16 protein-coding genes and 2 pseudogenes are annotated in these 21,038 nt (G+C 35.9%); 6 read left to right on the top strand and 12 right to left on the bottom strand.

Annotated elements, in window-relative coordinates:
* Positions 1-86: 86 nt before the first annotated feature.
* Together LC087_RS03535 and LC087_RS03530 are read right to left on the bottom strand one after the other, a co-directional pair.
* On the bottom strand, positions 87-1,100 hold the full coding sequence (locus tag LC087_RS03535; protein ID WP_226539730.1) for a cytochrome d ubiquinol oxidase subunit II: 1,014 nt from the start codon (positions 1,098-1,100) through the stop codon (positions 87-89).
* 75 nt (positions 1,101-1,175) lie between these two features.
* Positions 1,176-2,504 carry a cytochrome ubiquinol oxidase subunit I gene (locus tag LC087_RS03530; protein ID WP_226539731.1) on the bottom strand — a complete coding sequence of 443 codons (1,329 nt, stop codon included), beginning with the start codon at positions 2,502-2,504 and terminating at the stop codon, positions 1,176-1,178.
* 481 nt (positions 2,505-2,985) lie between these two features.
* On the opposite strand from LC087_RS03530, the gene LC087_RS03525 reads away from it, so the two are divergent.
* Positions 2,986-4,170 (top strand): aminotransferase class I/II-fold pyridoxal phosphate-dependent enzyme, encoded by a 1,185-nt coding sequence (locus LC087_RS03525; protein WP_306020030.1) that lies wholly within the window; start codon positions 2,986-2,988, stop codon positions 4,168-4,170.
* 255 nt (positions 4,171-4,425) lie between these two features.
* On the opposite strand, the gene LC087_RS03520 is transcribed toward LC087_RS03525, so the two are convergent.
* Positions 4,426-5,745: an ATP-binding protein gene (locus LC087_RS03520; protein WP_226539733.1), complete on the bottom strand. Its 1,320-nt coding sequence runs from the start codon at positions 5,743-5,745 to the stop codon at positions 4,426-4,428.
* Between the two features lie 693 nt (positions 5,746-6,438).
* On the opposite strand from LC087_RS03520, the gene LC087_RS03515 reads away from it, so the two are divergent.
* The 3 genes and pseudogenes from LC087_RS03515 to LC087_RS03505 all read left to right on the top strand — a co-directional run bounded on the left by LC087_RS03515 (position 6,439) and on the right by LC087_RS03505 (position 10,229).
* Positions 6,439-7,512 (top strand): potassium channel family protein, encoded by a 1,074-nt coding sequence (locus LC087_RS03515; RefSeq protein WP_226539734.1) that lies wholly within the window; start codon positions 6,439-6,441, stop codon positions 7,510-7,512.
* 177 nt (positions 7,513-7,689) lie between these two features.
* A pseudogene (locus LC087_RS03510) lies at positions 7,690-8,924 on the top strand (aminopeptidase).
* A gap of 72 nt (positions 8,925-8,996) precedes the next feature.
* Entirely contained in the window at positions 8,997-10,229 is a 1,233-nt protein-coding gene (locus LC087_RS03505; RefSeq protein WP_226539736.1) for an aminopeptidase, read from the top strand.
* Between the two features lie 76 nt (positions 10,230-10,305).
* Here the strand turns inward: LC087_RS03505 and LC087_RS03500 are convergent, their stop codons facing one another.
* From LC087_RS03500 to LC087_RS03480, 5 genes are all read right to left on the bottom strand, one after another.
* Entirely contained in the window at positions 10,306-11,094 is a 789-nt protein-coding gene (locus LC087_RS03500; protein WP_226539737.1) for a YhfC family intramembrane metalloprotease, read from the bottom strand.
* A 173-nt stretch (positions 11,095-11,267) separates the two neighbouring features.
* Positions 11,268-12,161: a DUF4349 domain-containing protein gene (locus tag LC087_RS03495; protein ID WP_226539738.1), complete on the bottom strand. Its 894-nt coding sequence runs from the start codon at positions 12,159-12,161 to the stop codon at positions 11,268-11,270.
* Positions 12,162-12,237: 76 nt separating this feature from the next.
* Positions 12,238-12,804, bottom strand: coding sequence for a cysteine hydrolase family protein (locus LC087_RS03490; RefSeq protein WP_226539740.1), 567 nt, complete (start codon positions 12,802-12,804; stop codon positions 12,238-12,240).
* Between the two features lie 12 nt (positions 12,805-12,816).
* Entirely contained in the window at positions 12,817-13,122 is a 306-nt protein-coding gene (locus LC087_RS03485; RefSeq protein ID WP_226539742.1) for a cupin domain-containing protein, read from the bottom strand.
* A 6-nt stretch (positions 13,123-13,128) separates the two neighbouring features.
* Complete coding sequence (locus LC087_RS03480) at positions 13,129-13,875, bottom strand: YqcI/YcgG family protein (RefSeq protein WP_226539743.1); 747 nt, start codon at positions 13,873-13,875, stop codon at positions 13,129-13,131.
* Positions 13,876-14,028: 153 nt separating this feature from the next.
* On the opposite strand from LC087_RS03480, the gene LC087_RS03475 reads away from it, so the two are divergent.
* A complete protein-coding gene (locus LC087_RS03475; protein WP_226539744.1) occupies positions 14,029-14,670 on the top strand; it encodes a LysE family transporter in 642 nt (213 codons plus the stop codon).
* On the opposite strand, the gene LC087_RS03470 is transcribed toward LC087_RS03475, so the two are convergent.
* Entirely contained in the window at positions 14,654-15,955 is a 1,302-nt protein-coding gene (locus LC087_RS03470) for an alanine/glycine:cation symporter family protein (protein WP_306020024.1), read from the bottom strand. The two genes, LC087_RS03475 and LC087_RS03470, sit on opposite strands and share 17 nt — an antisense overlap.
* A 229-nt stretch (positions 15,956-16,184) precedes the next feature.
* On the opposite strand from LC087_RS03470, the gene LC087_RS03465 reads away from it, so the two are divergent.
* Positions 16,185-17,366 (top strand): FtsW/RodA/SpoVE family cell cycle protein, encoded by a 1,182-nt coding sequence (locus LC087_RS03465; RefSeq protein WP_226539746.1) that lies wholly within the window; start codon positions 16,185-16,187, stop codon positions 17,364-17,366.
* 97 nt (positions 17,367-17,463) lie between these two features.
* Here the strand turns inward: LC087_RS03465 and LC087_RS03460 are convergent.
* From LC087_RS03460 to LC087_RS03450, 3 genes and pseudogenes are all read right to left on the bottom strand, one after another.
* Positions 17,464-17,580: pseudogene (locus tag LC087_RS03460) on the bottom strand (ABC transporter permease); the annotation flags it as partial.
* Between the two features lie 282 nt (positions 17,581-17,862).
* Positions 17,863-19,485, bottom strand: coding sequence for an NTTRR-F1 domain (locus tag LC087_RS03455; protein WP_226539747.1), 1,623 nt, complete (start codon positions 19,483-19,485; stop codon positions 17,863-17,865).
* Between the two features lie 310 nt (positions 19,486-19,795).
* A complete protein-coding gene (locus LC087_RS03450; protein WP_226539748.1) occupies positions 19,796-20,986 on the bottom strand; it encodes an MFS transporter in 1,191 nt (396 codons plus the stop codon).
* Positions 20,987-21,038: the final 52 nt, after the last annotated feature.

Raw genomic sequence — 21,038 nt, 5'->3', positions numbered from 1 at the left:
ATTTGTTCTCCTCACAATGAATGGCTTCCCTATTTTTAATTACTGTTCAAATTATAATGGATTTATCCTTTAAACTCTAGGATGATTTATTTTTTTCCTTTTACATAATCAGCATCAAATAAGAATAGCCTTAATAGAAGAATTAACGAAGGAATGAGCAATAATAAACCAGCAATAAATACAATAATTAATGTGATCCCCATCGTCTCATTCGTTACACCCGAATAAATGGTGATGTAAGGGTCCAATATATACGGCAAATGAGAAGCACCGTAGCCAAAAAAGGCGAAGAAAAATTGTAGCATTACAAAAATAAACGCTATTCCATATTTTTTCCCCTTATAAATTAACCATGTGGCTGCTAAGAAAAAGAAGAGAGATAACCCAAACATATACCAAATGTCCATTGCATTGTTAAAATGTCGCAAATTATGCCCCTTTAAACCAATAAAAACAAGCAGGCTAGCTACAATTGTCGGTGGTGCCCATAATAACGCGTATTTTCTTAATAGAGATAATGCGTTTTGATCATTTGCTCGATCAGCATAGTACGTTAAAAAAGAGGCACTAATGAACAAGACAGACACGATCGCCAAAAATACGACACTCCATGAATAAGTACTAGTAAATAGCTCTTTAGCTAAAAAAACAATCGTGCCATCCCTTTCCTCTAAAAAACCTCCTTCTGAAATTGTTAAAGTCGTTGATAATGCAGCAGGAATTAATAAACCAGTTGCTCCATACAAAAACAAATAAACTCGGTTATCCTTAGAGCCATAATTACCAAAGGCATAAAACGATCCCCGAATCACTAACAAAATAAGCGCAACACTACCAGGTATGAGAAGAGCGGTCCCATAATAATAAGCCGTTTTTGGGAAAAAGCCAACAATTCCCACAAAGAAAAAGACAAAGAACACATTTGTTACTTCCCAAACAGGAGATAAATATCGGCTAATTAAGTCATTAATAATATGATCTTGCTTTGTCATTTTTCCATGAAAGGCAAAAAATCCAGCTCCGAAATCAATGGAAGCCACGATTAAATACCCGTATAAAAAGATCCATAAAACCGTTATTCCAATCAAAGGTATATCCATTTTGCTTTCATCCTTTCATCTTCACTACGTGTAAAAATCCGGGGAACATTTTGATAATCGTCCCCCTATGAACTTCTATTTAAAACGTCGTTCTAACTCTGCCTCGGCTGGATTATTCCTAAATATTTTCCTTAACACCACTACACAAATAACCCCTAAAATTAAATATAAGACTAAAAACAATCCAAAAATAATTGGCAAATGAGTAGATGTAGTTGCTCCTTCTGCCACTTTCATAAATCCTCTTAAAATCCATGGTTGTCTTCCAATTTCCGCATAGAACCATCCTGCTTCAATGCCAATCATGGCTAACGGGCCACTTGCTACAATTAACCATAAAACCACTTTATTATAAAGGAACTTTGGTTTAAATTTCATTAAGACTAATCCCAATAGTGAAATACCTAACCCGTACATTCCAATCATCACCATTACATCAAACAAATAATGAACAATAAGTGGAGGTTCCTCATCATCTGGAATTTGGTCTAATCCGATGACCTCTGCATCGAAGTCATTAAAAGCAAGAAAGCTAAGTAATTTTGGAAACCTAATTTCATTTTCAATTTCCCCCTCTTCATTCAAGGTTCCAAAGAAAATTAAATCCGCTCCTTCTTCCGTTTCAAAATGCCACTCAGCCGCTGCTAATTTTTCAGGCTGGTATTCCGCTAAAAACTTCGCAGATAAATCCCCCGCTAAAGCAGTGAAAAATGAAAAAATAAAGGCTGAGATAAGCGTTAGCTTCAATGCTTTTTTATGGTAGTCCGTTCCTCTTCCTTTTAATAAGACAAAGGCTGAGATAGCGGCGAGAATAAACGCACACGTCATAAATGACGAAGATAAAACGTGAAATACTTTTGATGGAGTTGCTGGATTAAACATCGCAGCTAACGGATCAATTCCAACTAGTATCCCATCTTCCACTGAAAAACCTTGGGGTGTATTCATAAAGGCATTTACGGTTGTAATAAAAAAGGCTGATAAAGATGAACCAATGACAACTGGTAAAGAAATAAGCCAATGGTAAATCGGCTTTTTAAAGCGATCCCATGTATATAAATAAATTCCTAAGAAGATTGCTTCAAAAAAGAACGCAAAAGTTTCCATAAACAATGGAAGGCTAATCACTTGTCCTGCCAGCTCCATGAAGCTTGGCCAAAGGAGAGCAAGCTGAAGACCTATAACCGTTCCAGTCACAACCCCAACAGCAACCGTTACAACAAAGCCTCTTGCCCACCTTCTTGCTAATAATAAATAATGTTCATCGTTTTTCTTTATCCCAATAAATTCAGCTATTGAGATCATAATGGGTACTCCTACACCGATTGTCGCAAATATAATATGAAATGCTAAAGTTAACGTAGTCAGCATTCGACTGAGTAAGACACTATCCAATTCTGCCATTATACCTACTCCTTTTCTGTCATTCTGTTTAGTTTAAAAATTATCATTTTATGATTCTTCTACAAACGTAACCCCTTATTTAATATTATTGTAATACAAAAAAACTTATTGTGAATGATTGAACATGAACATTCAGTGACAATTATCACAATTAAAGAAATGGAAACTGAAAACTGTCGGTCTTTTTATGCTAGACCAATTATCCTAATATGCAACATTAAGAATGCTCTATCACCTCATTTTTCATCCAAAAAGAAAAGATGTCAAATCAACATAAAGAAAACGTTTACATAATAATCAAATATTATGTTTTTTTGTATTTTTTGTGAAAAAAAAAGGTTTCCTACCTTTATGTCGAATAATGAAATAAACCTATTATTTGTAGAAAAATGATATTCCATTTTGTCAATTTATAAAGATCGTTCAGTTCTCTCTTCTGATTCGTTTAAAGTTGATGCTAAATTAGAAAGGGATGGTAAAAATGTTATTAGACAAAACAATAACCTTTGCAAATGAGCTAGAAGAAGTTAAGAAAGCCGTGTACCCGTATTTTTTAAGTGTGGAAGAAAACAATGGTCCACTTGTAAAAATGGGAAACAAAAAAATTATTATGATGGGGTCTAACAATTATTTAGGTCTTTCAACGGACCCACGAGTCCAGCAAGCAGCTCAAGATGCTATTTCCCAATATGGGACGACAAATTCTGGATCGCGATTAATGAACGGACATCTGCTCTTACACGAGGAATTAGAATGGCGGCTTGCTCAGTTTTTCGAGAAAGAGGCTTGTTTGTTGTTCACCACAGGTTTTATGTCTAATCAAGGAACAATCGTCCCTTTAATTGGAAAAGAAGATTATATCTATATGGACAAAGATAATCATAATTCAATTGTCCAAGGTGTTTTAATATCAAAAGGAATCTATTACTCAAAAAAGGTTTTTAGGTATAAGCATAATGATATGCGGCACCTTGAAAAACTTTTAAAACAAGCACCTAGGAAAGCAGGTAAATTCATTATTACGGATGGTGTTTTTTCAATGGGAGGAGATCTTGCTTCTATTAAAGAAATTGTATCCTTAGCTAAAACCTATCAAGCCACAATCATGGTCGATGATGCCCATGGGGTTGGAGTAATCGGAGAGAAAGGACAAGGAATTTCACACTTTTATGGAGTCCAAGATCATATCGATCTTATTACTGGTACTTTCAGTAAAAGTCTAGCTTCTATTGGTGGATTTGTTGTTGGTGCCAAGCATGTCATTGAATATTTAAAACATCATTCTCCTTCTTTCATGTTCAGTGCTAGTATGCCAGCTTCAGCGCTTGCTGCTACTTTGCAAGCATTAACGATTATTGAGAATGAGCCAGAACGAATTGTTAAACTTCAGGAGAACGGTCAAAAAATCCGCAAAGGTTTACAGCAGCTAGGATATGATGTACCTAATGGTTCCACTCCAATCATTCCCATATATACGAAAGACGATCAAAAAACCTTTACTCTATGGAAACGACTACTAGAAGCTGGCGTTTATACAAATGCAGTCATAAGCCCTGCGGTAATGCCAGGTCACCAAATGCTGCGAGTAAATGTCATGAGTACACACGATCCCCAACATATTAATGAAGCTTTATGTTCTTTTGAGAAGGTCATCTCCTATTTGTAAGAATATTCTTTTGTTCATCCACCTTAAAAAAAGGGTGACTCAAGTAACGTGAGACACCCTTTTACTAATAGTGCATGATAAAAAGTAGGGAGAAAACTAGAAGTTGAAAAGTGTCATAGCCTCAATCAGCCACGACAGGCATAAGATGCGGTTACCTTTCATAAAATCGTAGCTTTCTCACTTTAGAACAAAACTCTTTCATCTTAAAGCTTCTTTTACTTGTAGTGGAAGTTCAAAGCACCTGCCTCATTCTTATTATGTAACAATAATTCGATCCTGATTGACTAAAACCGAGTCAGTTACAGGAATAGAAATAGAAATTTTCGTACCTTTTCCTGGAACACTTTTTACATGTAGTTGCCCCTGGTGATCTTTAATAATTCGTAAACATACCGTCATTCCTAGCCCTGTACCTTTTTCTTTTGTTGTAAAGAAAGGTTCTCCTAATTTTTCTATTTGTTCATCGGTCATCCCCATTCCCTCATCTTCTATTGTAATGACAGCCTGTCCATTCTTCCTATATGATGTTACCAAAATGTTTCCACCGTTGTTCATAGCTTCAATGCTATTTTTAATAAGATTAATAAATACTTGTTTAAGTTGATTTTCATCACATAATATATAAATATCATTTCCTTTGTTTATAAATTCAATGTTGATATTATGAAGAGTCGCATTCGACTGTGTAAAGGTAACTACTTGTTGGACCACCTCAACTACATTGACTTCTTGAAAGTATATTGCTTGAGGCTTTGCTAACATGAGTAATTCACTAAGTACGACTTCTATTCTTTTTATTTCATCAAAAATTATTTGAAAATATTGTCTATCCTCTCTCCCTTCCCTATATATTAGTTGTAAAAAACCATTAATTGATGTGAGAGGATTTCTAACTTCATGTGCAATTCCTGCAGCTAACTGACCCGCAATAGCTAATTTTTGCGATTGGATGGCTAAATGTTCATTCATTTCAATTAGTTCTTCTTCTGCATAGACACGCTCGGTAATATCGGTTATCGTCCCAACTGTCCCTTCAAATACACCATATTCATTATAATAAAACGTAAGATGAATCATACCCCAAAATTTCCCACCATCTTTTTTCTTATAGCTTACTTCAAATCGAGTATGTTCAACATTATTTTTTACACATTCTTTCATTTTTTTCTGTACTTCTTCCTTATTATCAAAAGGAATAAAATGATAAATTATACTATGAGTACTTTCGTTTACTGTGTATCCCGTAAGTTTTTCCCATGCATGATTTAAATAGGATATTTTACCTGTTGAATCTGTTTGAAAAACGACATCTTGAATATGTGTTAAGACATGGTTCATTTCGGTGGATAACTTCCGAAATCGTTGTTCACTTAATTTGATTCGCTGCAAATAATGCTTCGATCGGTCATAGTACATACCTAGCCACCATGCGATAATCACAATTGCCAGTGTAAAGAGAAAATCGATCTTCCAATATGGCTGGTTTTTTAAAATAACATAAAAGATAAAATTCCATAAACAGACAACCACAATAACGGTTGAACTGGCAATCATTCTTCCCCGATATTGGTTCATTCCATCACCTCTAACATTCTTTACCCCACAACCTTATCCCTAGTATATCATTTATTGAAAAACATGGAACAAAGTTATCAAAATTTACTAAAAATAATATTGGAAAATACCTTATACTGCGATGGTGCATTTTTTTAGATCTCACGTTTGGAAATTAGGAGACCTGATTTAAACATAGACCCAACTTGTTCACCAGAATGCTCCGATTTCAAAGAAAGACGGTATGATTATTCTTGTTGTTGATGGGGTGAATCAATCGAAAGAAGCACGAAAAATACCCTCTTTAAAAAGGCTACCTCTAGTATCAGAAAGTTCATCGAAGTCGAGTTTATTTTCGGGCATATGTTTGGTGGAATGGGTGTACACGTTGGCGATCCATGGGTGATCCATGCAAGAAACTGTTTTGTCTTCCTCTTTCCCTGGTTTTCTTAATCTGTCTACAGATAATAATTGGATCGTAAAAGAGAATGGAGACGGGAGTTCTTCCTATATTCTATTAAACACTTTATATATACTTAACATATATAATGTTGGATCAGGTTCACAAGTATGAGTCGTCAGTCACTTAAGCTTATTTACTCATCCTAAAAATTAACATAGAGTTAATGTTTGTGGCACTCTTTGAACAACCTCTTAAAATATTGATATAATGATACAGTGTTAATTGAATCTATTATCATTTAAATTTCAGCAATGCAGAGACAAGGTATCATACTAGACACATTAAACAAGGGGGGGCTCCTTATTATCTTTTTTAAAAAAATGTGGTACAAAGCCATAAAAGCTAGCAATTGGACGGTTTTATTTGCGACAATTTCCTTAATTATGATTAGTAGCTTTGCGATCACTTTTATTGAACCTGATACTTTTCCTACTCCTTTCGAAGGACTTTGGTGGGTGATGACTACAGTTGTGACAGTCGGATATGGAGATGTATCACCAACGACGATAGAAGGTAAAATTTTTGCGATGTTTTTATACATAGTAGGAATTGGGATCATGACTATTTTTATTGGCAAAACGATTGATGCTTTTAGCTATCGTAAACGATTGAAGGAGGAAGGCAAAATGAAGATAACGACCGAAAATCATATCATCTTAATCAATTGGACTAAAAAAGCTCAGATTGCTTTAGAAGAGCTTTTAATAACATTCCCTTCAATCCATATTGTCATTATTGATGAAATTTTAGAAAAAACACCGATCTTTCACGAGCGGGTCGAATTCGTTAAGGGAAACCCATCTGTCCATGAAACACTATGTCATGCGAATGTAGTCAATTGTAAATCGGTGATGATTTTTTCACCTGAAGATTGCAAACGCACATCTGAGGCTGATGGTCAAACATTGTTAATTGCTTCTACTTTAAAGGAATATGCCAGAAAACAAAACCAAACGATTTATACCCTTTGCGAAATATCAGACACTCGTCATCTTCAAGCCTTTCAATATGTTGATGTAGATGAATTTATTACACCAAATGATACGGCGGCACACCTAGCTGCTCGCTCGATGCTATTTAATGGTTCAAGCGAAATTATACGTCAGCTCACCAGCCACAAGGGTTATGATCTATATTCTATTCCAAATAAAGGCTGGAAAACATACCGACAAGCGAAAGATGAACTATCTTCAAAAGGAGCTTTACTGATTTCAGATCATGAAGACCTGTCAATTGTCAATCGATTAGATGAAAGCATTCCTGTTAATGCAAAATTATTTGTCATTTGTGATGAACAAGCCTATGAAATCATAAAGAAGACTTAATAAAAAAACGGGAGTTTATTTCTGGTACCTTGTATTTCAATCCTTATTAAAATAAAGGTGAAATTTCAAAAAGCGATAATTATATTACAAGGAAAAAACTCGTGAAATTCGCTCAAGAAAAGACAAAGTGATAAAATAGGTACGTACTATCAACATTAGATTAAAGGAGTAGAAAAAATGCCAACATTTGAAGAAAAACTAGAAAGATATGCACATTTAGTTGTTGAGAAAGGGGTGAACCTGCAACCAAATCAAACGTTATTTGTTAGCGCACCTGTTGAAAGCCCAGAAATTGCTCGACTTATCGCCAAAAAAGCGTATGAAAAAGGAGCAGATCACGTTTACATCGATTGGTACGATGATCAATCAATAAGAATAAAATATGATTTAGCCCCTGTTGAATCGTTTACACATTTTCCTAAATATAAAGCAGTCGAAAAAGAGGAGTTAAGTGAGAAAGGAGCTTGCCTTCATCTCTATTATCTCTTCAAGCCCTGACTTACTCAAAGGAGTAAATCCAGAAAAAATTGCCAACTTCAATAAAGCGGCAGGAAAAGCACTTGAAAAGTATCGTCAAAATATTCAAGCGGACAAAAATAGTTGGCTTGTGATGGCTGCAGCGTCAGAAGGATGGGCAAAAAAAAGTCTTTCCAAACGCACCAAAAGAAGATCAAGCGGCCCTTTTATGGGAAGAGATTTTCAAAACCACTCGCGTACTGGAAGAAGACCCTAATCAAGCTTGGGATGTACATAAAAACCTTGTGGAAGAAAAAGCACATTACTTAAATAACAAATCCTATAAGCGTTTAATCTATAAAGCACCAGGAACTGATTTAACTATTGAATTGCCAAAAGGACACCTTTGGATTGGCGTTGGTAGCACAAATGAACAAGGGGTTGACTTTATTGCCAACATGCCAACAGAAGAAGTGTTCACCGTCCCTAAAAAAGATGGAGTCAATGGGACGGTCACGAATACAAAACCGCTTAGTTACGCTGGAAATGTAATCGATAATTTTACCCTCACCTTTAAAGAAGGTAAAATTGTTGACTTCAAAGCAGAAGTTGGAGAGGATGTTTTAAAAGATTTAGTTAGTGCTGATGAAGGAGCGAAATTTTTAGGGGAGGTTGCGCTTGTCCCACATCAATCGCCTATATCCCAATCAAATATATTATTTTACAACACCTTATTTGATGAGAATGCCTCAAATCATTTAGCGATTGGCTCTGCCTACTCTTTCTGTATTGAAGGCGGAAAAACGATGTCGAAAGAACAATTAGAAGAGCACGGGTTAAACAATAGCTTAGTTCACGTTGATTTTATGATTGGTTCCGATCAAATGGACATTGACGGTGAGCATGAAGACGGTACAATTGAACCTGTCTTCCGAAACGGAAACTGGGCGTTTTAACTAAACCCATTTTACGGGCAACTTTCTTTTAAGAGAGTTGCCTTCATAAATAAGTAAAGGAGACTGTTTATTATGACCTCATTTGAACAAAAGTTAGAGAAATATGCTGAGCTGATTGTATCAGTCGGCTTAAATATTCAAAAAGATCAAACTCTATTTATCGATGCTCCTGTTGAATCACCCGAATTTGTTCGCTTTGTCGTTAAGAAAGCGTATGAGCGAGGGGCAAAAGAAGTACGACTGGACTGGTACGATGATCAAGCTAGCCGAATCAAATTTGAACTAGCGCCAGCATCGTCGTTTACCGAATTCCCTTCTTACAAAGCTCTTGAAAAAGAAGAACTGGCTAAAGAAGGAGCTGCCTATTTACATATTACATCATCTGACCCTGACTATTTAAAAGGGATTGATTCTAGTAAAATCTCATCCTTTCAAAAAGCGAAAGGAAAAGAATTAGAAACCTTCCGTCAATATATGCAAAATGAAAAGATAAGTTGGACAATTGCGGCAGCGGCTACTGAAGGTTGGGCTAATAAAGTGTTTTCAAATGAACCAAAGGAACAACGACTTTCATTCTTATGGGACGCCATTTTTTCTACCACAAGGTCACATGAAGAAGACCCCGTAAAAGCGTGGGAAAACCATTCAAAATCATTACAAGAAAAGAAAGAATATTTGAATTCAAAGCGTTATAAAGCCCTTCACTACAAGGCGAAAGGGACTGATTTATCAATCGAACTTCCGAAGGATCACATTTGGACAACCGCAGAAAGTAAAAATGAACATGGACATGGTTTTATTAAAAACATCCCTACGGAAGAGGTCTTCACAAGTCCATCCATGTATGGAGTAAATGGAACCGTTAGCAGTTCAAAGCCTTTAAGCTATGCTGGAAATATTATTGACGAATTCCAATTAACATTTAAAAACGGTCGAGTGATCGCTGCGAAGGCAAAGCAAGGTGAAGAAATCTTACAATCACTTGTAGATACCGATGAAGGATCACATTATTTAGGAGAAATTGCCCTCGTGCCTCATGATTCTCCTATTTCTAATTCAAATATCTTATTTTTTAATACGTTATTTGATGAAAATGCCTCAAACCATTTGGCATTAGGTGCTGCCTTTCCATTTTGTTTAAAAGATGGGGTCAAGATGACAAAAGAACAGCTTGCTGAAAAAGGTCTCAATGATAGTTTAACTCACGTTGATTTCATGGTAGGAACGGCTGATATGGATATCGACGGTGAACTTGAAGATGGAACTTTAGAACCGATCTTCCGAAACGGAAACTGGGCGTTTTAAAAAAAGACAAGAGAGCGGGAAAAATAGTTGTCTTCTAAAAGACCTTTTCATCATCTTCATGAAAAGGTCTTCCAAGTTAATGATCAGTCTCACCATCAAACAATTTTCTACTTTTGATAATAAACCAAAAACAACCTATTCCAAATATCCATATAATTACTTCTGTAAACCAAAGTGGAACAATGTCTGCTTGGTAAAGACCTGGGAAAAAGTTAAAGATCGCATGAAAGCCGATTGCTAACAAAAGGAAAGACTTCTTCTTCCTCTTTACTGATAAAAGGACAAGTAACGATAAAGAGAGATGAAGGGCTAGAGCTGGAATTCTTTCTAGAAAACTGATTAACGGCATAAACCATTCCATATTGAGATACTGGTCTTTAACGTCGTTTAACTGATCAGCAGTTAAACTTTCACTAAAGAGGGCATCAAACATTCCTTGATTAATAAAGGTAGAAATAATAACTAAACTAATTAAACTTAGAAACGTTACTACAATTACTTCTATTCCACCATGACCTAATCCATATGACAGCCCGTCTCCAAATTCCCTATTCTTTCTCAATAAAAAGCGAAATCCTACATATCTGCCGACCTCTTCAAATATTCCAGCAGCTAAACAACCATACAATACGAATAAATAAGGATTATTTGAAAACTTCAACAAACCGCTATCTCGATCAATGAGAAAGATATGTAACAATTGTTCTAATACTAATGCAAACACAATAAAGATGAGGATACCCATTCCAACGGATTTCCACGATAACCACTTCTTCTTCCATATAAGTAAAATAATAAGTACTAGTAATAAAACTGACAATGCCATAGCTACATATGCACTAATAAAAACATCAATTTCAATCATATTCTCACCCCTTTCGTATATATTTTTAGAGAGGTTGCTACTATTAAGGAGAGATAACATTGGACAAACCATTCATGAAACCCATTGAAAACGAAGGAGTAATCATAAAAAAAAGGTGGAAACGATTTTTTGTTCAACTATTCCTTTCTTCTATGATTACATTGCTAACCCTTTTAGTCCATCTTTTGTCTTGATTTCGATTTTTTTATCCACCACTTGGAGATCCAAACTCCTCCAATACCGATAACGGTTATTAAAATAATGATTGGAAGATATCCAACTAAAAACACGACAACATTTGAAGCGAACGCTAATAATTTATTCATGCTTTCTAAGAAGGTTTGTTTTGTTCGTTCCCACGTATTTAAGTCATCTTGTCCTGGTATATTAGCCTTTGTTTCAACTGCACGAAGATCAACCGTAGCATAGCTCGTTTGATTTTCTAAATATTGAATTCTGCCCTTCAATTGTTCAATTTCTTGTTGAACTCGTTCAAGCTCCTTCGAAATCGAAAGTAAGTCTTCAACATTTTCTGCTTCTTGTAAATAATCGTTCAACCGTTTTTCGACTGCTTGTTTCGATTTTAGTCTTGACTCTAGGTCTACATATTCCTCCGTTACATCTGTTGCACTTTCTGATTGATGATTGACTTTCACACTCTTCCCCTTGACAATCTCTAAAAACGATTGAAATTCCCCTTCAGGGATTCGGAAAGTGACGTTTCCTTCTTTCCTTCGTTCATTATCATTTTCTATCGTATTCACGTTAAGAACATAGCCACCTAGGTTAGTCGCTTCTGTTTTTAATTCTTGAATGGTTTGTTCATAATCTTTCATTTCAACATCTAAAAATGCGTTATAGATAATCTTTTTTTCACTAACAGTTTCATTGTTCTCGGCTAATTCTTGATCATTTGTCAGTTGCTCATCTTTATGCTCAACTACTTTGCTATGACTTTCTTCGGTTGTATAAGGAGCTTCATCGCTTACTTCTGACTGATCATTACTACAACCCACAAAAACCATTAAAATAGACAATCCGATAAATAGCTTTAGAATAATTTTCATCTAACTCACCTCCATCTTTTCCGTCATACATATAGACGTACTTAATTAAGAGGGGTTACATACTAGAGAAAATTTATTAAAAAGAGTAGCTTTTCCCTAGCATGAGAGCACTGTGTGTAGAAATAATATTGGCAAATTCATTATGAAGGATGGACAGCTCCATTAAATGAACTTGTTCTGGTGAAAAATACTCATCATTTATAGCCTTTCTTTCAAAAGAAACCGTTGCATCTTCTACAATAAACGTTTGATAACCTAAGTTTCCAGCCATTCTTGCCGTAGTGGAGATACAGTGAGGAACGGTGAAGCCGATGATTACAAGGGTATTTAAGTGGTTTTCCTTTAAAACTTGATCTAACGAGGTTTCAATAAATGCGCTGTTTACTCGCTTAATAATATGGTACTCTCCTTCTCTTGGCTCAAATCCGTCTTTAAAAGGGTAACCCCATCCCCCGTGATACAGGGGGGAATGCTTATCTTTAGAGCTATGCTGAATATGGATAATTGGTAATTTTTCGAAACGCCAATGCTCCATAAGTGAAATCATATTCTCTTCTGCTTCTAAACCATTCCGTTTTCCCCATCTAGGATCATCAAATCCCTTTTGCACGTCAACAACTACTAATACTGGACGATCCACCATACATACTCCTTCCTATTTTAAAATCGCAATAATATACGTACAACCCTCTTCCCCCGCCTTTGATCCATGCCATACGTATTTAGGCAAGTATATTCGATCTCCTTCTTCGCAATATATGGTTTCATCATCTACAGTAAAAAACAGCCCACCTTCAATTATATGTAGAATTTCATCTGTTGGATGAGTATGGTAGGGATGCTCCTGGTGAGGCGTATCATACTGAACTTCTACATAGCCTGTTTTATCTTTTGGGAGTAATTCATAAACAACCTCATCTAATGCCCCCCCTACTTGCTTTTCAAACCTTGTTTGATTCATAAACCGTCACTCCTTCATACTTTGATATGGTTTACTTGCATGAAACGGACATTTCGCTGCTGATTTTTCATTATCATCCTTTAAATAATATTGCTTCCACTCAAGATTACTCTCTTTCCCATACCACCCTAATTCAGGGTGGGCTGCCACATCATCATAATGCTTTAAGCGATTACGAACAATTTTTTGTATGTTTCTCCCTTTTACTGTGTTTTCGTCGATCCCTTCAAAAACCCACCTTGGTTGGAATGTCATCATAAAGGTTTTACTATATCGACTTTTCCTTTTTTTATGTGCAGGCGTATTACAAACTACAAACATCGGTTGATCATGAAAGGAAAATTCCCACATATGATTATCTGGGTCTACAGGGATCTCTTGGGGCCAAGGCTTATCATCTAACTTATGAAGGTTTTGCAAAACACGCCAAAAATCTTTTTCATATTCTTCTATCGTTTTTAATGGTTCAGGTTTAAAAAAAGCAACAAAAGAAGTGTATCGCCCAATTTGTTTATAGCTCTTTAAATATGTTCTTAAGTCTTCCGCCAATTTATCCATTCCCGTTTGAAGACTATCAATAAAAGTGAATCGTAACCAATCATTTTTCAACCCTTCTACTCCTAGAAAACATGGAAAAAGGCGTTCTTCATCTAACATGTCGGATGAAAAGGATTGAAAAACGTTCAATCCCCAGTTCGGAACATAAGAGTCATCTGTTATATCCGTTGCTTTTAATAATTTTGACACCAACATCACACCTTCTTATTATATTTCCTAAGCAAGTAAACGATTGACTCTATAATTTTTATTACTAGAAAACAAGATTTATGAAAACTTTTTAGCAAACTCTCGTGTCCAATGAGTATATATTAGAATACAAGCTACTCACATAAAGGTGGAATAATAATGAATTTTTTTGAACTAATCATTGAGCCATGTCTTCTCGGAATTGGCTTAGCCGCCCCGATCGGACCTATTAAACTAGAAATGATCAAACGTGGAATAAACCATGGGTTTTGGCCCTCATGGCTGATTGGCTTAGGTGGAATGAGTGCAGACATCCTTTTTATTTTATTGATCTTTATCGGGGTCTATCCTTTTTTACAAATAGAAGCTGTGAAACTCATACTCGCTTCTTTTGGGTTTGTCTTTTTACTAAAAATGAGCTTATCAACAATCTTTCATTCACTTACGAAGTCACCTTACAACATGGAGAATAAAAACAACAAGTCCTCTTATTGGACAGGCTTTTTTATTGCCTTGCTTAACCCTTTCAATCTCATTTTTTGGTTCAGTATTTATGGTTCTTCTTTGACAACGATTGCTAGCGAGACACCTTCCATTTATCCGTTCATTATTTATAGTACAAGCATCATATTAGGTATTTTCATATGGAATTTAAATGTTGCTTTCACGGTCCATTTTGCTAAAAATTTGATCAATAAAACATTATTAAAAATGGTCACGTTAGCTGCAGGTGTCTTCCTATTATTTTTCAGCCTCAAATTAGGAAAAGACATGGTGGAACTGTTTATTCATTTACGTTAGTTTTTTTGGACAATCTTAATAAAGCAAACATATTTGGAACAACTAACAAAGCTAAACAAACGTCTAATAGTACCCACAGTAAATCAATAGCTAAAATGGAACCGATGATGATACTAACAAGATAGACAATACGTAAATAAGGTATCGTCTTTTCTTTCCCTAGGTATTCAGCCTGTTTTTCCCCATAAAATATTAAAATAGTCACTGTTGAGAAAACGAATAAAGTTAACAAACAGGCTAATGTGATGTTGGCAATGGACTCTGGGAAAACAGTTGCAAACGCGTTTGAAACCATATGGATTAATTGTTTCTCCTCTTGCTTCATCCAAACGCCGCTTGTCAATACGGCCAATCCTGTTAAAGAACAAATAACTATCGTATCAAAAAAAACAGCAATGATTCCCCAATACGCTTGTTTTTCAGGGGCTTCAACATCTGAAGAAGAATGGGCAATCGCCGCTGTTCCTAATCCAGCTTCACTTGAATATAGTCCTCTAGCAAGTCCCCAGCGAAGTGTGGCAAATAAAGTCGCTCCCGGAAACAACCCCATCGCTGAAGAGGGGATGAAAGCGTGTTGAAAAATCGATTTAAACACGGGAATAAGTAAATCATAATTGATAAAAATGACGGTAGACGTACCGATGACATAAAGAAAAACCATTGTTGGTACAAAGTATTTCATAATTGAGGTGATTCTATTAATGCCACCCCATAATGAAAACCCCACAATCCCTGCCATCAAAACACCGATGATCCAAATGGGAAACGAGCTGTAATGATTCCATGATAAAGCTGTCGCATTAGATTGCACCATGACACTTGCTAACACTTGAAACATCAAGATCACAGAATAAAATCGAGCGATTTTTCGCCACTTTAGCCCTCTATCCATATAGTAAGAAGGTCCGCCAACCCATTCATCTTTCTTGTTCTTCTCTTTAAACTGTTGACCAAATAAAATTTCTGTATAAATCGTACCCATGCCAATAAGCGACACCATCCACATCCAAAATAACGCTCCCGGACCACCATAAAAGATCGCTAAAGGAACGCCAATGATGTTATTGGCTCCTACTGTTCCTCCAAGAGCGGCTGAAAAGGCGGCAAATGGACTTACTTCTTTCGAACGTTCCTTTTTGGAAAACATCATCCCAATCGTTTCACGAAAGATCATCGGTAATTTTATTAGTTGAATAAAACCGATGCGGCTACTTAAAATAACTCCACCACCTAAAAGTAAAACGATCATTGGAATACCCCAAACCCACTCAATTATAGCCTTCACTATGAACCGAACCCTTCATAATTAATACTGTTAGTATGAAGGAATTTTCATTTGTTTATGTGCAAAAGACTTATTTTATGCTAATATATTGAAAGAATGTCTTTCAAAACGAACTCAAAATTGAATCTTTTTTGTAACGACTAATTTATGATCGTGCTTTACTATAAACTTAAAGCCTCTATATCAGAGGCTTTCTTAAATGATAAATTTATAAAAGTAGGTGGATAATATGGATTCGCCTAAAAAGCAACCTCCATACCGTTTTGACTATCAATTAGCCTTTATTGTCTTTTTATTATTCTGCATTAGCTGCATCTCAATATATGGGGCACAACTGACTTCTTCTCAGTATGGCGCAACTAGTCACTTAATTAAACAAGTCCTATACTATATTGTAGGGATCGGCGTAGCCATTACCGTCATGTTTTTTGATTCTGAACAGCTTCGCAAGATGTCTTGGTACTTGTATGGATTCGGAATTTTATTACTTATTTTTTTAGCCATTGCTCCTGAATCGATTGCCAGACCAGTCAATGGGGCTAAAGCTTGGTTTCAAATTTTAGGTTTTTCTTTTCAACCAGCGGAAATTATGAAAGTATTTTTAATTATTCAATTAAGCACTTTAATTCATGATCATAACGAAAAAAATCCTAATCGAGACTTGAGATCAGACTTATGGCTTCTTTTAAAAATGGGTATGGTAACAACCGTCCCAATATTATTAATTGTAAAACAGCCTGATTTAGGAACTGCTCTTGTGATCATGGCGATATTAACAGGCTTAATTTTCGTCTCGGGTATCGCTTGGCGAATTATCTTGCTTGGAACGTCTTTAATTGCCATGTTTATTACGACTATTTTTTACTTAGTTATTAACAAGCCTGAAATACTTGAGAAATATCTTGGGATAAAGCAGTATGCCTTTTATCGAATTTATGCATGGCTTGAACCTGAGAAGTATCAAGGAAACGCTGCCTATCACTTAATTAACTCGATGAAAGCGATTGGATCAGGGCAAATTTTCGGAAAAGGATTAGGCCAGGGGCAAGTATATATTCCAGAGAACCATACCGATTTTATTTTTGCTGTAATCGGTGAACAGTTTGGCTTTATTGGTGTTAGTATCCTTTTAAGTGTATACTTTGTGCTCATTTATTACTTAGTGAAAGTAGCTTTAGAGTCCAATGAACCGTTTAATAGTTATATTTGCGCAGGTGTGATAAGTTTATTTGCCTTTCATGTCTTTCAAAACGCTGGAATGACAGTTGGTTTGCTCCCTATTACAGGGATTCCCCTTCCTCTTGTTAGCTATGGGGGGAGCTCCATTCTAGGTAGCATGCTTGCTATCGGTTTAATATTTGGCATTCGTTATCATTATAAAGTCTATATGTTTTCGAATGATGATGAATAGGAATAGGAAAAGCACATGCAGATGTTTATCCACATACATTTGGGAGCTAAAAAAGACCCTTCGTTATCAATGAACGATGGGTCTTTCCTTTTGTTGCTTATTCGTATCGTAGTGAGTCAATAGGATCAAGTTTTGCTGCTTTGTTAGCAGGTAAAACCCCAAAGATCACACCAATTAACATGGAGAATAATGTTCCAACTAAAATGACTTGCCACTATAACAAAAATATGCTCATCATCTAAAAACAGCTAACGATGATGCTAGCACTACCTGTGCGTCGGACTCGTATAACACTAGAGCTAGAAAACCTCGATATCTCTTCCTAAATAAAGTTTATACATTATGTTTTATGAAACGATGGAATTGTCCCTTAAAACACCAATTACTCCAAATAAACTGAGAGTACCTAACAAAAAAACTTCAATCTTTCTACCCTAGATCTTATTATTCTAAAAAAGACGCCACTTCCAACACTAGTTAATAGGTCATTCTTCAACTAATCCACCACAAGAACTTGTGGACCTGTTCCAACATTTAAGATGAAATCTTCATTGAAGGTAGATGTTCCAATAAAAGACACTGAATTACCTGATTGATTTGCCGTTACAATAGTCGATCTGTCAGTAGAGATAGAGAAATAACCATTTGAAAAATTATCCATAGATATGTTAGTCACAGATGTAAATTCATCTTGACAACGACTAATTTCATATAATCTGGTGAAATCACCCACGACTGACACAAAAATAAGAGATTCTCCTTCTTGTTCGGAAACTTCTCCAATCACAGTCGGACAGAAAAATGCCCTATCACTGATAAATGTCAAGTTTGTAACTTCAGTCCACGTTGATATATCATACACCCGGAGAAATGCTGTACTTGGATCAAATCCAACCTGATTAGTATTGGCAAAGTATACATACTCCTTATTTAAAGATACCGCCATACTTCCGATAAATTCAAGGTCATCGATAGGAGCAAATTGCACTTGAACAATCTTCTCACCTGTGCTAATGATATAAGCGGCAAATGAACCGAAATCAGCGCCTGCACCACCAGAAAACTGTTTCCCACCCACAACAAGTTGTTGGTCATCTGCAACCAAGAAAATAAATTGAATACAAGAAAAGTCTCCACTAAGATCAAACGTTTCTATTATGGTTGCACTTTCTACATCCAATTCAGTTACAGAAGTAGATCCATCATATGCCACATACACTGTTGAACCATTACTTGTGATTGCAAGATCGGAAGGGTTATTCCCTACTGTCACCACTCCTGCTAATTGATTTGCACCCGTATCAAGGATGTTTACGAACCCTGATTGAGATTGATTAGACGCTATATACACTTTTGAACCATCTGGACTAACCACAATGTTACGGTTAAAATAGTAATTTGTTGTCCCCATTACAGAGATGGTTGTAATTTCTGTCTGAGTGGAAACATCGATGACTGAAACATATTGTTCATTTCCAAAAGCAATATATAACAACCTTGTTTCTCCATTAAATGCGCGAATCATCGCATTTGGAGTATTCCCAACGGTAAGAGTATTAAACGTTTCTTCAAAAACAATCGAGGTAGTATCTGTACCCGTATTCCCGACATACGTATTAGGTATCTGGGTAAGTTCCCCTTTGATTCGGCTCATCGAAACATTGTCGATTATAACGCTCGGTGAAAAAACCAGTCCTTCTTTTTTTATGATGAGACGTGCAAATCTTGCCTCTTCTGGTACAATAGTTGTTAGTAATTGAATCGAATTAAATTTCCCTTCAGCCCCACTAGGCAATTGATTTTGAGAGATTGATTCATCCAAACCAAATCCAACCACTTCTAATAATCGGTTTAGGTATTCCACTCGTATTTTTACAGGAGGAGACGTCCCTTTCCTAGCTGTTGCGATAGAAAAAGTTAATTGATATGTTTCACCCGTGATGACATTCACATTTTGAAAAAGGGTTGCGTCTACTCCCCCACCTTTTAACCTAACACTAAAGTCTCCCACAACTACGGGACAAGGAGAAGCAATCACATCTACATTTTCTCCCATCCAAGGGTCAAGTTCTCCTTGTTCAAAATTTCCATTTTCAATTAAATCTTGAATAACACTCATAAAGAGCACTCCTATACCTGGAAATATCATCACTCGTTACGTTTAAATTAAAGCTTAAAATTCATAGACAATTGCTTTCATAAAATGAAAAAAGTTCATTAATACATTCTATTCGAGTTTTAATATAGGGTTCTCTATGGTCTAATAAAATGGTTAAGTTTTAGACTAGAATTTGTTTGAAAATAATATACAAGTAATCCTTTCTCTATAGCTATTCAATAGTAATTCACTAAAAAGACTACCTCTCCATAAACCATAACGAATCTACAGGAAAGGTAGTCTTTTTATAAAAAAATACAACACACCATAATTATTTTAAAACTTGAACATAATTCCTTTGTATGCGAGGTTCCATCAACGTTACAGCAGCTGCAAGTATAAAGAAGAAACTGGATATTTGGAATAGAATGCCTAGTTCAACAAATTGAGCTAATAATCCAAAGGCCAATCCACTTAAACCTGTTCCAAGGTCAATGGAAGAAAAGAACATCCCACTAGCTACTCCTCTCCTATGATCAGGAGCCATTAAAAGAATCCACGATTGCAGTGTAGAAATTAATGAACCATACCCGACTCCAAACAAAATACCGGCTATAGATATCAATAAATCGGAATGGGTAAAAGATAACACCCACATTCCCATGAATGTTACACCAATACAAAACAAGACAAGTCCTTTAGGTCCTCTTTCGTCAAACCATTTGCCAATGATCGGACGAGATAAAGTGGCAAACAGCGCATTAAACAAATAGAATAAGAAGATGTGGGCTATACCACGCTCCTCTCCAAAAATAACGAGAAACGTGATAATAGATCCGTATCCGAACGTCACTAAAAGAAGAATAAACGCTGGAAACCAGCTTGACTTTTCAACAAGCGATCCAAGGTACGAAAATGTGATACCATTCCTGTTAGCTCTCCTTACTCTTGATGGTGTTTGATCTTGTAAAAAGACCAATAGAATAATAGCAATAACTCCAAAAACACTCGAGGTAATGATTAAATTAGAAAAGGATGTCTCTTGAAATAAATAGATCCCTAAGCTAGGAGCAATAATGAGTGCAATGACGGTTGATAATCCAGCATATCCCATACCCTCCCCTAGACGTGATTTTGGTACAACGTCTACAGCTGCCGTACTAATGACAGTCGTGGACCATCCCCATGCTAACCCATGAATGAATCGCAATAATAAGAGCAAGATGACAATGCTTGTTAAAGGATAAATAAGGGTGATCATTAGTAAAGCAATCACCCCTATTAAAACAAGAGGCTTTCGTTTTTTATATTCCAGCATATAACCAATGAAAGGACGACTAAGCACTGCACCAACAGAAAATAAAGTTGTAACCAGTCCAATCTCCAAACTTGACGCACCTAATGACTTAATATAGGGCGGGAGAGTCGGAATAAGCATTTGAAATGATATGAACATAAATAAATTCCCTATAATGATCATGATGAACGATCTTGTCCATAGGGTTTCTTTAACTGTTTTCATGTTTTTCCTCCGTTTGTTTTTCATAAGCTGTAATGCAGATCGTCATTTTTCG

The sequence above is a fragment of the Bacillus carboniphilus genome (genome assembly GCF_020524035.2).
In the GTDB taxonomy this organism is placed as follows: domain Bacteria; phylum Bacillota; class Bacilli; order Bacillales; family JAIVKR01; genus Bacillus_CC.
The sequence above is the reverse complement of the archived record's forward strand: the minus strand, read 5'-3'. Positions and strand labels throughout refer to the sequence as shown.

Excerpts from the sequence above, each read along its gene's own strand:
- LC087_RS03535 (WP_226539730.1), bottom strand. The coding sequence starts at position 1,100 with ATGGATATACCTTTGATTGGAATAACGGTTTTATGGATCTTTTTATAC.
- LC087_RS03530 (WP_226539731.1), bottom strand. The coding sequence starts at position 2,504 with ATGGCAGAATTGGATAGTGTCTTACTCAGTCGAATGCTGACTACGTTA.
- LC087_RS03525 (WP_306020030.1), top strand. The coding sequence starts at position 2,986 with ATGTTATTAGACAAAACAATAACCTTTGCAAATGAGCTAGAAGAAGTT.
- LC087_RS03520 (WP_226539733.1), bottom strand. The coding sequence starts at position 5,745 with ATGAACCAATATCGGGGAAGAATGATTGCCAGTTCAACCGTTATTGTG.
- LC087_RS03515 (WP_226539734.1), top strand. The coding sequence starts at position 6,439 with ATGCAGAGACAAGGTATCATACTAGACACATTAAACAAGGGGGGGCTC.
- LC087_RS03505 (WP_226539736.1), top strand. The coding sequence starts at position 8,997 with ATGACCTCATTTGAACAAAAGTTAGAGAAATATGCTGAGCTGATTGTA.
- LC087_RS03500 (WP_226539737.1), bottom strand. The coding sequence starts at position 11,094 with ATGATTGAAATTGATGTTTTTATTAGTGCATATGTAGCTATGGCATTG.
- LC087_RS03495 (WP_226539738.1), bottom strand. The coding sequence starts at position 12,161 with ATGAAAATTATTCTAAAGCTATTTATCGGATTGTCTATTTTAATGGTT.
- LC087_RS03490 (WP_226539740.1), bottom strand. The coding sequence starts at position 12,804 with ATGGTGGATCGTCCAGTATTAGTAGTTGTTGACGTGCAAAAGGGATTT.
- LC087_RS03485 (WP_226539742.1), bottom strand. The coding sequence starts at position 13,122 with ATGAATCAAACAAGGTTTGAAAAGCAAGTAGGGGGGGCATTAGATGAG.
- LC087_RS03480 (WP_226539743.1), bottom strand. The coding sequence starts at position 13,875 with ATGTTGGTGTCAAAATTATTAAAAGCAACGGATATAACAGATGACTCT.
- LC087_RS03475 (WP_226539744.1), top strand. The coding sequence starts at position 14,029 with ATGAATTTTTTTGAACTAATCATTGAGCCATGTCTTCTCGGAATTGGC.
- LC087_RS03465 (WP_226539746.1), top strand. The coding sequence starts at position 16,185 with ATGGATTCGCCTAAAAAGCAACCTCCATACCGTTTTGACTATCAATTA.
- LC087_RS03455 (WP_226539747.1), bottom strand. The coding sequence starts at position 19,485 with ATGAGTGTTATTCAAGATTTAATTGAAAATGGAAATTTTGAACAAGGA.
- LC087_RS03450 (WP_226539748.1), bottom strand. The coding sequence starts at position 20,986 with ATGAAAACAGTTAAAGAAACCCTATGGACAAGATCGTTCATCATGATC.